General features: G+C 58.6%; 15 protein-coding genes. 5 read left to right on the top strand and 10 right to left on the bottom strand.

Features of this window, described 5'->3' with window-relative positions:
* Nucleotides 1-125 precede the first annotated feature (125 nt).
* Nucleotides 126-1,034 carry a MurR/RpiR family transcriptional regulator gene (locus CPH17_RS02135; RefSeq protein ID WP_074396561.1) on the top strand — a complete coding sequence of 303 codons (909 nt, stop codon included), beginning with the start codon at nucleotides 126-128 and terminating at the stop codon, nucleotides 1,032-1,034.
* A gap of 55 nt (nucleotides 1,035-1,089) precedes the next feature.
* Here the strand turns inward: CPH17_RS02135 and CPH17_RS02130 are convergent, their stop codons facing one another.
* The gene (locus tag CPH17_RS02130; protein WP_074398501.1) at nucleotides 1,090-2,067 is read right to left on the bottom strand and encodes an NADPH:quinone reductase; all 978 of its coding nucleotides are present in this window, start codon (nucleotides 2,065-2,067) and stop codon (nucleotides 1,090-1,092) included.
* A gap of 156 nt (nucleotides 2,068-2,223) precedes the next feature.
* Here CPH17_RS02130 and CPH17_RS02125 point away from each other — a divergent pair, with 156 nt between their 5' ends.
* Nucleotides 2,224-3,024 carry a glycerophosphodiester phosphodiesterase family protein gene (locus CPH17_RS02125; RefSeq protein WP_096298127.1) on the top strand — a complete coding sequence of 267 codons (801 nt, stop codon included), beginning with the start codon at nucleotides 2,224-2,226 and terminating at the stop codon, nucleotides 3,022-3,024.
* Between the two features lie 94 nt (nucleotides 3,025-3,118).
* The gene (locus CPH17_RS02120) at nucleotides 3,119-4,534 is read left to right on the top strand and encodes an amidase (RefSeq protein WP_096298125.1); all 1,416 of its coding nucleotides are present in this window, start codon (nucleotides 3,119-3,121) and stop codon (nucleotides 4,532-4,534) included.
* A gap of 14 nt (nucleotides 4,535-4,548) precedes the next feature.
* Here the strand turns inward: CPH17_RS02120 and CPH17_RS02115 are convergent, their stop codons facing one another.
* Nucleotides 4,549-4,983 (bottom strand): hypothetical protein, encoded by a 435-nt coding sequence (locus tag CPH17_RS02115; protein ID WP_096298123.1) that lies wholly within the window; start codon nucleotides 4,981-4,983, stop codon nucleotides 4,549-4,551.
* A gap of 178 nt (nucleotides 4,984-5,161) precedes the next feature.
* Here CPH17_RS02115 and CPH17_RS02110 point away from each other — a divergent pair, with 178 nt between their 5' ends.
* Both CPH17_RS02110 and CPH17_RS02105 read left to right on the top strand, forming a co-directional pair.
* On the top strand, nucleotides 5,162-6,898 hold the full coding sequence (locus CPH17_RS02110; RefSeq protein ID WP_096298121.1) for a proline--tRNA ligase: 1,737 nt from the start codon (nucleotides 5,162-5,164) through the stop codon (nucleotides 6,896-6,898).
* A gap of 61 nt (nucleotides 6,899-6,959) precedes the next feature.
* Complete coding sequence (locus CPH17_RS02105; protein ID WP_441316767.1) at nucleotides 6,960-7,496, top strand: transglycosylase SLT domain-containing protein; 537 nt, start codon at nucleotides 6,960-6,962, stop codon at nucleotides 7,494-7,496.
* 225 nt (nucleotides 7,497-7,721) lie between these two features.
* Here CPH17_RS02105 and mnhG read toward each other — a convergent pair whose 3' ends face one another.
* The 8 genes from mnhG to CPH17_RS02065 all read right to left on the bottom strand — a co-directional run bounded on the left by mnhG (nucleotide 7,722) and on the right by CPH17_RS02065 (nucleotide 14,125).
* Entirely contained in the window at nucleotides 7,722-8,126 is a 405-nt protein-coding gene (mnhG, locus tag CPH17_RS02100; RefSeq protein WP_074396567.1) for a monovalent cation/H(+) antiporter subunit G, read from the bottom strand.
* Nucleotides 8,119-8,388: a monovalent cation/H+ antiporter complex subunit F gene (locus CPH17_RS02095; protein ID WP_074396568.1), complete on the bottom strand. Its 270-nt coding sequence runs from the start codon at nucleotides 8,386-8,388 to the stop codon at nucleotides 8,119-8,121. The genes mnhG and CPH17_RS02095 overlap by 8 nt, the downstream gene beginning before the upstream one ends.
* Before the next feature lie 37 nt (nucleotides 8,389-8,425).
* Nucleotides 8,426-8,899 carry a Na+/H+ antiporter subunit E gene (locus CPH17_RS02090; protein ID WP_074396569.1) on the bottom strand — a complete coding sequence of 158 codons (474 nt, stop codon included), beginning with the start codon at nucleotides 8,897-8,899 and terminating at the stop codon, nucleotides 8,426-8,428.
* Nucleotides 8,896-10,413, bottom strand: a complete 1,518-nt coding sequence (locus tag CPH17_RS02085) for a Na+/H+ antiporter subunit D (RefSeq protein WP_096298119.1) — start codon at nucleotides 10,411-10,413, stop codon at nucleotides 8,896-8,898. The genes CPH17_RS02090 and CPH17_RS02085 overlap by 4 nt, the downstream gene beginning before the upstream one ends.
* Nucleotides 10,410-10,757 (bottom strand): Na+/H+ antiporter subunit C, encoded by a 348-nt coding sequence (locus CPH17_RS02080; protein ID WP_074396571.1) that lies wholly within the window; start codon nucleotides 10,755-10,757, stop codon nucleotides 10,410-10,412. The genes CPH17_RS02085 and CPH17_RS02080 overlap by 4 nt, the downstream gene beginning before the upstream one ends.
* The gene (locus CPH17_RS02075) at nucleotides 10,745-11,203 is read right to left on the bottom strand and encodes a Na+/H+ antiporter subunit B (protein ID WP_074396572.1); all 459 of its coding nucleotides are present in this window, start codon (nucleotides 11,201-11,203) and stop codon (nucleotides 10,745-10,747) included. Before CPH17_RS02075 ends, CPH17_RS02080 begins: the two co-directional genes overlap by 13 nt.
* Nucleotides 11,196-13,523, bottom strand: a complete 2,328-nt coding sequence (locus tag CPH17_RS02070) for a putative monovalent cation/H+ antiporter subunit A (protein WP_096298117.1) — start codon at nucleotides 13,521-13,523, stop codon at nucleotides 11,196-11,198. Before CPH17_RS02070 ends, CPH17_RS02075 begins: the two co-directional genes overlap by 8 nt.
* An 83-nt stretch (nucleotides 13,524-13,606) precedes the next feature.
* Entirely contained in the window at nucleotides 13,607-14,125 is a 519-nt protein-coding gene (locus CPH17_RS02065; RefSeq protein WP_074396574.1) for an FKBP-type peptidyl-prolyl cis-trans isomerase, read from the bottom strand.
* Nucleotides 14,126-14,154: the final 29 nt, after the last annotated feature.

Below are 14,154 nucleotides of genomic sequence, written 5' to 3'. Positions count from 1 at the left end.
CCCAATGCTAGAGGTACCACCCGCTTCAGTCAACACGATTATTTCTTTAAAAAATAAAAAAGACACAAATGTACCAACCAAATTACATGGGTTACACTGCTCATCTGAATGCGCTGGAGCCTTACATGACTGGTCAAAACCGAGAATCGATTACGCCGCCCTCCTCCCCCTTAGGTTCTATTAATCAAAGGCTTGCGGAGCTTTATCCCACGTTAAGCCCGCAGTTAAAACAGGCGGCAAGCTACGTGATGGAACACCCACTCGAAATGGCGTTTCAGTCGATCCGTAAAACGGCCGGAATTGCGCAGGTCACCCCTTCAACGTTAGTGCGCCTGGCCAAGCGGCTTGGGTTTGAAAGCTATGAACCGTTTCGCGAGGTGTTTCAATCGGCGGTACAGACACCACCTGTGGAGCTCTCCGGACGCGCTAGCCAGCTACGTCACCAGGCTCACCAACCCGATGATCAACTGTTTGTAAATGTGGGCGATGCCGCATTCGATAATATCGGCCGCTTATTTACTGCGGATAATCAGGCACGCGTGCGCGATGCGGCCCAGCAAATGCTGGCGGCACGCAATATCGCCGTGGTGGGATTTAGGGATACGTTTGCGTGTGCCTATCACTTTGCCTATGTAGGGCGCATCGCCATGCCTAATATCACGCTAATTCGAGGTTTGGAAGGCGGGCTTTTAACCGAACTGGATCGTTTCAACGAGCAAGACTTGGTCGTGGTGTTTGGTTTTGAGCCCTATTGCGCAGAAACCGTTAAAGCACTGGAGGTCACCCGCCGTAACGGCGTTCAGGCTATCGCGATAACCGACACCCTTCGCTCACCGCTGGTACCCGGCGCGCTTATTACGTTCACCGTTGCTAATGCTACGCCGCATTTCTTCCCTTCGATCCTTGCGGCCATTACCTTAAGCGAGGCGATATTGGCTGAATGCGTGGCGTTTGGGCCCGACCATCTGGTCGATAATGTCGTCAGTTTCGAGACGCGCATGCGCCACATGGGGGCGTACGTAGACGTGTCCTAACGCAATAAACGCGGGGCGTTGCCCGCTGCTTTTCGCAGCGGGCATTTCCGCAAGCTTAGGGCAGTAGAATGGTCGAACCGGTGGTTTTGCGGCTCTGCAGAGCGTCTTGGGCCTTACCCGCCTCTGCTAACGGATAACGATTAGCGATATCTATTTTAACCTTGCCACTTTCAATCATGGCAAAGAACTCTTCACACATCATTTCCAAGCGCTCACGGGTATCGGCATAGCCGTTAAGGCTCGGACGGGTCACAAACAGCGCGCCCTTCTGGTTGAGAATGCCGATATTCACCCCGTCCACTGGTCCAGACGAATTACCAAAGCTGACCATCAGCGCCCGTGGCTTTAGACAGTCCAACGACATTTCCCAAGTGTCTTTACCTACCGAATCGTAAACCACGTCACACATGGCGCCATCGGTTAGCTCGCGTACCCGCTCTACCACATTTTCTTCCGTGTAATTAATAGTCGCCCACGCGCCGTTGGCCATGGCTAAATCGGCTTTTTCTTTTGAACTAACAGTGCCAATTAGCTTAACGCCCAGCGCTTTCGCCCACTGGCAGGCAATCGAGCCCACACCGCCGGCAGCGGCATGGAACAAAATCGTTTCGCCCCCTTTTAGCTCGTAGGTTTGGCGTAGCAAATACTGCACCGTTAACCCTTTCAGCATGCTGGCCGCTGCCGTTTCAAAATCAATAAAGTCCGGTAGTTTGACGACTTTCGACGCAGGCAGCGTATGCGACTCAGCGTAGGCACCTAGAGGGCCCTGGGCATAGGCCACTCGGTCACCCTTTTTCAGATGGGTAACGCCTTCTCCTACTGCATCGACGATACCCGCCCCTTCAGTGCCCAGGCCAGAGGGCAGGGACGGTGCTGGATAAAGCCCGGTACGAAAATAGATATCAATAAAATTAAGGCCCACGGCCTTATTCGCAATGCGTACTTCACCGGCAGCGGGCACGGTGGGAGTCACTTCGACTAACTCCAGCACCTCAGAACCGCCAGTGTGAGCAAACTGAATTCGTTGAGACACATGTTCCTGGGACACGGGAAGCTCCTTTTTATTGGATAATGTTCAGACTCAGGTAAGCAAGCTAACGCTATCGGACCGCCAGCGCAACGCAGTTGTCACAACGCCCATGCTAGACTCGTCCAGAATTTAACGCCGACGGCTAACGGAACGTTGACAATGCATCCTGAAATTTCGCTGCCCACGCTAATTGCCCATCGCGGCTACTCCGCCGCCGCCCCAGAGAATACCCTCTCAGCGGTGCGTGCGGCCCATCACGTTGGCGTCAGTTGGGTCGAACTCGACGTGCAGCTTTTAGGCGATGGAACCCCCGTTATCTGGCACGACGTGGATATTAACCGCTGTTCAGACGGGCGCGGAAAATTACGTCACCTGAGTTGGAAACAGACCCAAGACTTGGACGTAGGACGCTGGTTTTCAGCCGCCTTTGCAGGCGAAAAAATGGCCAGTCTGGAGGCCATGCTAGCACTGGTTAACGAGCTGGATATGAGCATCAACCTTGAACTCAAAGTGAACCGCGGCCACGACCCCATCGCTCTGGTCGAACGTGTGCTGCCGGTGGTGCTCGAAGCGCTGCCCGCCGAACGGTTTGTCCTGTCATCTTTTGATCAAACGGCGCTACGCCATAGCCGCACCTTCGCCACGGCAGACAACTTGGCGCTGGGCATGCTGGTCAACCGCCTGCCCAAAGGCTGGCAGACGCAATGCGGTGAAATCGATGCTTTCAGTCTTCATGCAAACTGGTCACGCCTCAAGCGTGCTCAGGCTGACGCCATTCAACAGGCGGGCTACTCGCTACTTTGCTACACGCCCAATAACCCTGTTGCCTTTCAACCGCTGTGGGCGTGGGGCGCTGCCAGCGCGATTACCGATGAACCGGAAATCTTCCAGCGCTACTTATCGGCCCCCACCGCAACGCCACCGGCATTAATAAATGAGGTCACAAAAGAACAGCGCTGATTGGCATAGCCTGGCTTGCTTACCTACGCTTAGAAAGCCATAAATCCAGCCTGATGGATCGCCGCTCAACGCGACCGTCAACAAGGAGAGTGAGATGAGTGATACGGACCTCGGTACGTTAGATGTGCAAACTCTCAAGCAACTCTTCGAAACACGCCAAGCATCCCCCTTAGACGCTACCCGTGCCGCTCTGGCGCGCATTGATCGTTTTAACGACACAGTTAACGCCTATGTTTACGTTGATCCAGAAGGTGCAGAGCAAGCCGCGAAAGCCTCGGCTCGGCGCTGGGGGCAAGGTAAACCGCTCAGCCCCATTGATGGTATTCCGGTATCGATCAAGGATTTAACCGAGGTGGCAGGTATGCCCTGCCGTTCGGGTTCATTAACCTCATCCACAGCGCTGCGCGACACCGATGCGCCACCTGCGCGAATGCTTCGCGAAGCCGGCGCCATAATTCTCGGCAAAACCAATACGCCCGAATTTGGTTGGAAAGCCGTCACCGATAACCGCGTTTTTGGTGCCACCCACAACCCCTGGGATACGCGTCTTACCCCCGGCGGTTCATCAGGCGGCGCCGCGGCGGCCGCGGCACTCAATATGGGGGTGTTGCATCAGGGAGGTGACTCAGGTGGCTCTATCCGCATTCCCGCCGCCTTCACCGGCGTTTTCGGCTTTAAGCCCACCTTCGGTTGGACACCTCAGTGGCCGCCAGCCAAGGAACCGAGCCTTTCACATCTGGGTCCGTTAACGCGTTCGGTACGCGATGCGGTCAGCATGCTCAATGTGATGGGCCGCTACGACTACCGCGACCCCTACGCGACCCGGGGTCAGCCTGACTGCTGGGGGGCCGACCTTGACAAGGGCCTTGAGGGGTTACGCATTGGCTATTCGGCTAACCTGGGCTATGCCAACGTTGATCCCCAAATCGCCAGCCGGGTAAAAGAAGCCGCCCAGAAGATGGAAGCATTGGGTGCCGAAATCGTCGAAGTGGACCCCGGATTCTCATCGCCGCTGGATACCTTTCGTAAGATTTGGTTCACCGCCTCGCTGGACCAGTGGCGACAGATGAATCAAGCGCAGCGCGAACAGCTGGACCCCGGCATGGTAGCCAATGCACGCGAAGCCGAAGCATGGTCCGCGCTTGACCTCTTTCGGGCACTTTCGCACAGGGCCTTGCTAACCCAGCGGCTCGAGCATTTTAACCAGCAGTATCACCTGATCATGACCCCATCAGTGGCCGTCTTGCCGTTTGAGGTCAACCAGGAAGTTCCTCCGGGCCGCGATATGCGCGACTGGGAAGAGTGGGCTCCCTTCTCGTATCCTTTCAACCTCAGCCAGCAACCCGCCGCCTCGGTGCCCTGCGGGTTCACTGACAACGGGCTGCCGGTGGGTTTTCAACTAGCGGGCGGTAAGTTCGATGACGTCCGAGTACTCCGCGCCTGCCATGCCTTCATGGAAGCACATCCGCCGCGCTTTCCAACAGTTCCCAACCCTTCTCAGTACGCATAGGCAGGTAGGGCATCTTACATGGTGGCTATACGATCCTGGTCTCTGACACCCGACATGCGCACCATCGCCAAGGCTTCATCCAAGCTTTCCACTTCTTCAACCTTTACCAGCTCGCTGTCTAGCGTGACCGGCTCCCCCACTCGCTCGGAAAGCAGTTTTTCAAGCGCAGCGACATCAATATTTTCATCCAGAGATTGCATATCGATGTCACTGCTTGTCTGACTGGGTAGATAGATCGTGCCGTTAGAAAAATCCACAGCGTAGGCGATCACGCCCGGCACGATGAAAAAAAGTAGCCCAACGCCATTGGCTACTGCTATGGCAGGGTCAATATCGCCGCCCAACTGGCCTTTGCGTTCTGGATGAAAAATCGTCCCGCAGCCGCTAATAGCAATTACCGCCGCGCCGATGACGGCCCCTTTTAACCAATGATTGACTGTGCGTTGCATGCAGGTCTCCCCGTTAATAATCGTTTTATGTAGGGTTAAAACGCGACGAGTTTAGCATACCCAACTATAACGTCAGCGCTCTTCGAGTCGGACAGTTTTGCCGCCTTACTCGCTTGGCCTTACAATGCCCTCACGAACGATAACGGGTCCACCCCTTCACCAAGGAATGCTCTCGCCCATGCGCGCCAGCCAACTACTCATTGCCACCTTAAAAGAAACCCCGGCAGACGCCGAGGTGATCAGCCACCAACTCATGCTGCGCGCGGGCATGATCCGCCGCCTCACTTCGGGTCTGTACACCTGGTTGCCGATGGGGTTGCGCACGCTGCGTAAAGTGGAAACCATCGTACGCGAGGAGATGAATCGCGCCGGTGCCCAAGAAGTGTTGATGCCCGCCGTGCAACCCGCAGAGCTATGGCAGGAGTCAGGTCGTTGGGAACAGTACGGTCCTGAGCTTTTACGCCTAAAAGATCGCCACGCACGCGATTACTGTGTGGGCCCTACCCACGAAGAGGTGATTACCGACCTGGTACGTAAAGAGATCGCCAGCTACAAACAGCTGCCGGTCAATTTCTACCAGATTCAGACCAAGTTCCGCGACGAGATTCGCCCGCGCTTTGGAGTGATGCGCTCGCGGGAATTCATCATGAAAGATGCCTATTCGTTTCACCTGGACGAAGCCTCTTTAAAAGACACCTACCAGGCAATGTACGATGCCTACACGCGTATCTTTACCCGCCTGGGTCTAGACTTCCGGCCGGTGATTGCTGACAACGGCTCGATTGGCGGTACGGGCTCGCATGAATTCCACGTGCTGGCCGACTCAGGGGAAGACGATATTGTCTTCTCCAACGCCTCGGACTACGCCGCCAACATCGAAAAAGCCGAAGCCTTGCCGGCGCCGCTGGGCAGCGAAGCCACCCGGGCCGCGCCCCAGGAAGACATGCGGCTGGTCGACACCCCCGACGCCAAAACCATCGCGGCACTGGTCCAGCAGTTCGGCCTGGCCATCGAGAAGACCGTTAAAACGCTTATCGTCAAGGGTACGGATGATGACCTGATCGCCTTACTGGTGCGCGGTGACCACGAACTCAATGAAGTTAAAGCGGAAAACCTGCCCCAGGTTGCCACCCCGCTGACCATGGCCACTGAAGAGGAAATTCGCGCGGCCATTGGCGCAGGTCCCGGCTCGCTTGGCCCGGTAGGACTGAAGCTACCCATCATTATCGACCGAAGCGTCGCACTAATGAGCGACTTCGGCGCCGGCGCCAACATTGAGGACAAACACTATTTCGGCATCAACTGGGAGCGCGATGCGCCACTGCCGACCATCGCAGACCTACGTAAAGTAGTCGAGGGTGACCCCTCTCCCGACGGTAAAGGCACACTGATGATCAAACGTGGCATTGAAGTCGGTCACGTTTTCCAACTCGGTAAAAAGTACTCCGAAGCCATGAACGCCAACGTATTAGGCGATAACGGCAAAACCAGTCATCCGTGGATGGGTTGCTACGGTATTGGCGTTACCCGCGTGGTTGCCGCTGCCATCGAGCAGAACCACGACGCGGCTGGGATTATCTGGCCCAATGCCCTGGCGCCTTTCCACGTTGCCCTGGTACCGATGAACGCGCACAAATCACAACGCGTACGCGAAGAGTCCGAGCGCCTCTACCAAGCGCTGAGCAATGCAGGGCTTGATGTGTTGCTGGATGACCGCGACACGCGCCCGGGCGTTAAATTTGCTGATCTGGAGCTGATGGGCGTACCGCATCGCCTGGTCATTGGCGACCGCAGCCTGGACAACGGCGAACTGGAGTACAAGGGCCGCCGGGACAGCGACGCGACCATGGTGCCAGCCGAGCAGATCATTGAGTTTTTGCGCGAAAAAGCCGGTCTTGCGCCCACCACCCCGTAACAGCCCCACCTGCCGCGCCAGGGCAGCAAATGCCCTGGTGCGACAGTTAATAGCGGGCTATTTGGTCGCCAGCGCCTTTTTGCTTATTCCGGTAACGCAGGCCGAATCGCTGCCTACGTCACTTCGCCCCACATTGGCCGATACCCACCAGCGCCAACAAACACCTCAACAACAGTGGCTGATGCGCCAATGGCGTAAGCGCATGGATGCACCATTGGCCACGTTCATCAGCGACCCAGCCAAGCGCCGAGAGCTATTAACCCAGGTATATCAAGAAGCCCGCCTTGCCGGACTGCCGCCCGAGGTGGTGCTGGCCTTAATCCATGTAGAAAGCGCATTCAACGCTGACGCCGTGTCGTCGGCTGGGGCCGTGGGTTTGATGCAGATCATGCCGTTTTGGGTAGAAGAGCTGGGCTTGCCAATGGATGACCTGAGCCAGCCAACGCGTAATCTGCGCTACGGCTGTACCATCCTGGCCCACTACCTCGCCGTAGAGCAGGGTGACTTCACCCGAGCGCTGGCACGTTACAACGGCAGTTTAGGCGAAACCTGGTATCCCGAGCGGGTATTACATACCTGGCGCGATCACTGGCGTTAAAATGGAAAACTTAAAAAATGCAGTGCGTTAGCACCCTGCAAAGTGCAAATTGACAGTGTCAGCAACAATCGGAGATAACATCTGAGCCAGACGCTTTATCGGCAGCAGCCATAGCAATGGCGTCCGAATAGTTAACGATGATTCAGCTGCACCATTTCCTAAATTAATTTAATCTTCAACGGCTATTAACTCGTTAAACTATCGAGCGTTAGTGGCCTGACAGGCTTAATCCGGGTCGGTCTCACGGGGATGATGTTTGGCGTTTTCCTGGGTTTCGAGGCCACTTTTCAATTCATGGGTCAAAGGGTCGTAATTGGGTCTCAACTCGTCCTTGATCGTGCCGCTCCACAGGTGCGTCCCTACAAAATAGCCTGCCCTGCCAATCACATGGGCAGCAACGGGAGCGGTCATCATGATGAAGAAGATTACCCCAAAGGCGCGTGCGACCACCGCCACCTCGGCGAAGTGCAGGGCCACCGCCAGCATGATCAGAGTAGCGCCCAGGGTCGCCGCCTTGGTGGTGGCATGCATGCGCGTCAGCAGGTCAGGCATGCGCACCAGACCCAGAGCGGCCAGGAACATGAAGATGGAGCCAACCAGTATCAGCCCGCCCTTGATCAGTTCAATCATCGCGGGGCCCTCCTTGTTCCAGGAAGCGCGCGAAGCCGATGGCCGCCATGAAGGCCATCAGCGCCATGACGATGGCCACGTCCAGCAGGCTGGGCACGTTGGTGGCGATGGCCACCAGGCCGATGGTGCCGACCAAGATCGACGAGAAGAGCTCGAGAGCCACCACCCGGTCGGGCAGGCTGGGGCCCTTGAACAGGCGCACGAAGGCTAGGCACAAGGCAATACACATAAGCGCCAGGCTCAGTTGAATGACAGTCGACACGGCTCACCTCCTCTCAATGGCAATCTCAGCAGAACGCTCAATGGAACAGCTCCAGGGCCCGGCGCTCGAGCTCGGCCAGGCCGCGGCGCAGCTCATCCTCGTCGTCGAGAAACATGGCGTGGATGTAGAGCACCCGGCGGTCGTCGGAGACGTCCAGGCTCAAGGTTCCCGGCGTCAACGAGATGAGGTTGGCGACGAAGGCGATCTCGAACTCGCTGCTCGCCTTGAGCGGCATGGCGATCACACCCGGCTTCATGTACCAGGGCGGCGTGATAATATCGAAGGCCACCTTGAAGTTGGCCAGCACCAATTCCTTGAGGAAGAAGCCGATGAACAGAATCAGCCGCGGCAGGCGCTGGGCATGGCCGGCCAGGGCCGGCACCTGGGGCTGGATCAACGCCAGCACCAGATAGCCGAAAAGCAGGCCCGCAAGCAGGTTGCCTCCGCTGAAGTCGCCGGTAAGCACCACCCAGGCGAAACCCAGCAGCAGGTTCCAGGCAGCACCGATCATGGTATCACCTCCTCGCCTTCGCCCAGCACCGCCTCGATGTAGCGAGACGGATCGAGCAGCTCGGTCGCCGAGGCCTCGGCCAGGGAATAGATGGGTTCAGCGTTTAGACCGATGAGCAGCGTGCACAGCGCCAGCCCCACTACCGGCGCAGTCATCAGCCACATCTCACGCTGGCCAACCGGCGGATAGGGATCGACCTCGCCTTCCTCCGGGGCATCCTTCCAGAACACTTCGACCCAAATCTTGATCATCGAATAGAGGGTCAGCAAGCCGACCAACAAGGCGATGAAAGTCACGCCCCAGGCTTCGGCCTCGACGCCCGCGCGGATGACGATGAACTTGGCGAAGAAGCCGGACAACGGCGGCACCCCGGCAAGCGATAAGGCCGGGATCAGGAACAGCACGGCCAGCCAGGGATGGCTGCGATACAGCCCCCCCAATTGCTTGAGCTGGTAGGTCCCGCGCAAGCGACGCACAATACCGCTGACCAAGAAGAGGTTAGTCTTCACAATGATGTGGTGCATGATGTAGAAGACCCCGCCGATGATCGCCAAGGGCGTGAACAACGCAAGGCCCAGGATCATGTAGCCAATCTGGCTGACGATGTGGAACGACAGAATGCGCCGGAACTCGTACTGGGCTGCCGCGCCGAGCACCCCGGAGAGCATGGTCAGCCCCGCACCCCATAGCAGTATCTCATGGGTATAGCCGGGGTTCTGGTTAAAGATCAGCGTGAACACCCGGTACAGCGCGTAAACCCCCACCTTGGTGAGCAACCCGGCGAACAGCGCCGAGACCGCCACCGGCGGCGTATGGTAGGAGGCCGGCAGCCAGAAGAACAGCGGGAAAGCCGCCGCCTTGATGCCGAAAGCGACCATGAACATCATCGCCAGTACATCAATCATGCCAGTATCTTCCAGCGTGGCGAGGCGCCGGGCGATGTCCGCCATGTTGAGGGTGCCGACCATACCGTAGAGCAGGCCCACGGCAACCAGGAAGATCACCGAGGAAAGCAGATTGAGGGTCACGTACTTGATCGCGCCCTCCATCTGCGCCTTCTCGCTACCGAGGATCAGCAGCGCGAAGGAAGCCACCAGCATCACTTCGAACCAGACGTAGAGGTTAAAGATGTCGCCGGTGAGGAAAGCACCGGCCACTCCAGCCAACAGCAGATGCATCAGCGGAAAGTAGCCATAGGCCTCGTGGCCTCGACTGGTAGTGGCTAGGGAATAAAGCGCCACAGCGAAGCCGATGATGCCGGTGAGCAACACCATGATGGCGCCCAACAGATCGGCCACCAGGCTAATGCCGAAGGGTGCCTGCCAATCGCCCATGTGCATCACCAGGATGCCGTCGCGATTCACCGTGGCGAGCAACCAAATGGCGGTGAGCAGCAGGCTACCGGTACCGACCACGGCGACGAAGCGTTGCATGCCGCGGGAACGCCAGAACATCAGCGAAACGGCACCAGCCAACAACGGGATCAGGATTGGCAGCGCGATCTGAGGCATCACGTGTCGGTATCCTTCATCTTATCGAGGTCATCGGCGCGAACGATCTCCCAGGCACGCCGCACCAGTACCACCGCGAAAGACAGCACGCCGAAGGCAATAACGATGGCGGTGAGCACCAAGGCCTGGGGCAGCGGGTCGGCGACCGCCCCCTCGGGGGCGCTCATGCCCAGGGGCACCAGCGGCGGCGCCCCGCGGGTCATCCCTGCGGTGACGAAAATCAACAGGTTGGCGGCGTTGGAGAGCAACATCAGGCCGATCACCAGCTTGACGATGGAACGGCGCAGCATCATGTAGATGGCGGCGGCGAACAGGATGCCAATGGTCACAGCCATCAAGGGTTCCATGTTACCTCCTCCTTGTCGGGTTTATCCTCGTGGTCGGTCTTGGTCAGGGCGGTGATAGCGGTGAGCACCGAGCCCAGCACCACCAAGTAGACACCGATGTCGAAGATCAGCGGCGTCGAAGCCTTGAAGTCGATAATCGGGATGGTCCACCACTGGGAGGTAAAGAAGGGATCGCCGACCCACCAGGCAGGCAATGTCGATAGCACCCCTAAAAGCAGGCCCATGCCGATCAGATCACGCGGCGAGACCTTGAGCATGGCGTGCATCGCCCGAGGCCCGAAGGCAAAGAGGTAGAGCGCGAAGGCCCCCGACGCCACCAGGCCGGCGATGAATCCGCCTCCCGGCTCGTCATGGCCACGCAGCAGCAGGAACAGCGAGAACAGCAACTGCAACGGCAGCAGCAGCCGCGCGGCGACGCTGAGGATCAGGGTGCCCGGTCTAATCATCGTATCTCTCCGGCGGGGCCGAGGGCTTGGCGTCGTATTCCACGGCGTGAAAGCGCATCATGGCATAGACCCCGATGGCCGCGAGGGCCAACACGAACATCTCCCCCAGGGTGTCCAGCGCCCGGAAGTCCACCAGGATGACGTTGACGATGTTGTGGCCATGGCCCAACGGCTGGCTGTTCTCCACCATGTAGTCAGAGATCCTCGGCAGCCGCTCGCCGCCCAGCACCGAGAGCATCAGCAAGGTGACCATGGTGCCCATCAGGCAGGCCACCACCAAATCTCGTAGGCGCTCCAGCGTGGTGGAAAAAGTGGCGAAGCGCGGCAGGCGAAATAGCACCAAGACCAGCAGAATGACCGTCAGGGTCTCCACCAGCAGTTGAGTGATAGCCAGGTCCGGCGCGCTAAACAGCACGAAGGTCAGGGCGATGGAAAAGCCCATGATGCCCACCGCGGCCACCGCGGCCAGGCGAGAGCGCATAACACAGGCCGCCACCGCCCCGGCCACCATCAGGCCAGCCGTCACCACCTCATGGAAATAGGCGTCCACCGAGAAGGGAAAACTTGGCGAGTGTCGGAAGAACAGCGCATGTCCCACCAGGCCCAACAGTACTAGCAGCGTCATCACTAGATAGTTGCGGATATAGCCGTTCTGCAGTATCCGCGTCTGCCATTCTGCGACCGACACCAGGCCACGCATCATGGCCTCATAGCCGGCTTCCGGGCCCCGGGCCATGAGCGGATCCAGCCGTGCCAGGACGGCGCGCACCCAATCCCAGCGGCGGAATACCAGAATACCCAGGGCGAGGCTGACTAGTGACAGCACCAACGGAAGATTAACCCCGTGCCACAGTGCCAGATGCGCCGACACTTCGCTGGCACTGACCCCAGAGGCGGTGGCCGATACCAAGTCGTCCAGCAGGCTCGGGGCCAGACCGAAGACCAGCGATAACCCGGCCAACAGCGCAGGCCCAAACAGCATAACCAGGGGTGGGTCATGGGGCGATTTGGGCGTTTTGCGACGCTCCCCTGCAAAGGGGCGCAGCACCACGATGGCCGCCACCGCCAGCGTCAGGAAGGCCGCAGTGAAGGCCAACAGTAAGATCAACCAGCGCCATGCCTCGGCCTCAAGCACCGACTCGAACATTAACTCCTTGCCCAGGAAGCCCAGCAACGGCGGCAAGCCGGCCAGTGACACCGCGGCCACCGCCGCTACCACGGCGGTGCGTGGCATCAGCGGGCGTAAACCGCCCATGGCGGTGACATCCTTGGTGCCGGTCTCGTGGTCGAGGATGCCAGCGACCATGAACAGCGCGCCTTTGTAGAGCGAGTGGGCAAGCAGGAATACCACGAAGGCGGTCAGGGCATACTCGGTGCCAATGCCCAACAGCATGGTCAGCGTGCCCAGCGCCATCACCGTGGAATAGGCCAGCAACTTCTTGATGTTGGTGTGCTGGATGGCCAGGAAGGCCCCGGTGGCCATGGTCAGGGCACCCACCAGCGACAGAGTGATCACCCAAAGCTCGGTGCCGCCCAGCGCGGGATGCAGGCGCGCCAGCAGGTAGACGCCAGCCTTGACCATGGTCGCCGAGTGCAGATAAGCGGAGACCGGCGTGGGCGCGGCCATGGCATTGGGCAACCAGAAATGGAAAGGAAACTGGGCCGATTTGGTGAAGGCTCCCAGCAGCACGCAAACCAGCAGCGGCAAGTAGAGGGCATGCTCGCGCAGCGCCTCCCCTTGGGTGTTGAGCTCGACGAGTGACCAGCTATCGCCGGCCACCCCCAGCATGGCGAAGCCGGCAAGCAGGGCCAAGCCCCCGCCCGCGGTAACGAACAGCCCCTGCAACGCCGACTTTCTGGCTTCCGGGTCGGTGTGGTTGAAACCGATTAGCAGATATGAAGTGATACTGGTGAGTTCCCAGAAGACGAACAGCGTCACCAGATTGTCGGCAAGCACCAGGCCCAGCATCGACATCATGAAGGCGGTGATAACCACCAGGAAACGGGCAAGATCGCGATGGCCGCGCAGGTACTCCCCCGAGTAGACCAGCACCAGAGTGCCGATCACGGTGATCAGCATCGCGAACAGCCAAGATAGCCCATCGATGAAGAAGGTCAGGCTGATATCGAGCCCTGGCACCCACGCCCACTCCAGCAGCAGCGACTCACCGGCCAATATCTCGGGTGCCAGGCCCAGCAACCAGACGGCCAGAAAGGCGGGATACGCCGCCATGACTCGCGCCGTGTGCCCACCGAACCATCGATGCAGCAGCGGGGCTACCGCCGCCAGCAAAAATCCCATCAATAAGGCAAGTTGCATCCGGCGGTATCTCCTGTTTTATCCCCCCACGTTCACAGAGCAAACTGTAAACCAGTCAGCGCTGGCTAGCCAATCAACGGTTGCTAAAGCACTTTGCGATCTTCTACCTTGCTGGGTTCGGTGCCCGGCGGCAGTGGATGGCCTTTGGCAAGCTCTGCCCGAGTCGCCTCGCGTATGGTCAACACCTTAACCTGATAGCGCAACGTGTGGCCTGCCAGCGGGTGATTGGTATCCACGGTCACGCTGTCTCCGTCTACGTTGAGCACGGTAACGACCTGGGGTCCGGCTTCACCTTCGGTTTGAAAACGGTCGCCAACGCTAAGCTCGGCGCTGCCAAACGAGGCCCGGCTTACCGTTTGCACCAACGCCTCGCTATAAACCCCGTAAGCGTCCGCCGGGGCAAGCGTCACGCCAAGCTCGGCGCCTGCTTCCTGGCCTTCCAAAGCCTGCTCAAGCCCCGGCAAAATATTGTCGTGACCGTGCAAATACTCAAGCGGTTTATCCCGCGCCTGGGAATCATCCAGCAGTTGCTCGCCACCATCGCTCAGAACGTCTTTCAAACGATAATGCAGGGTGACCACCCGCTGGGCTGAAATCGACATACAAAACTCCTCTCCGGTAAGCTGTTAGC

This window comes from Halomonas sp. hl-4 (assembly GCF_900215475.1).
GTDB lineage: Bacteria > Pseudomonadota > Gammaproteobacteria > Pseudomonadales > Halomonadaceae > Vreelandella.
The sequence above is the reverse complement of the archived record's forward strand: the minus strand, read 5'-3'. Positions and strand labels throughout refer to the sequence as shown.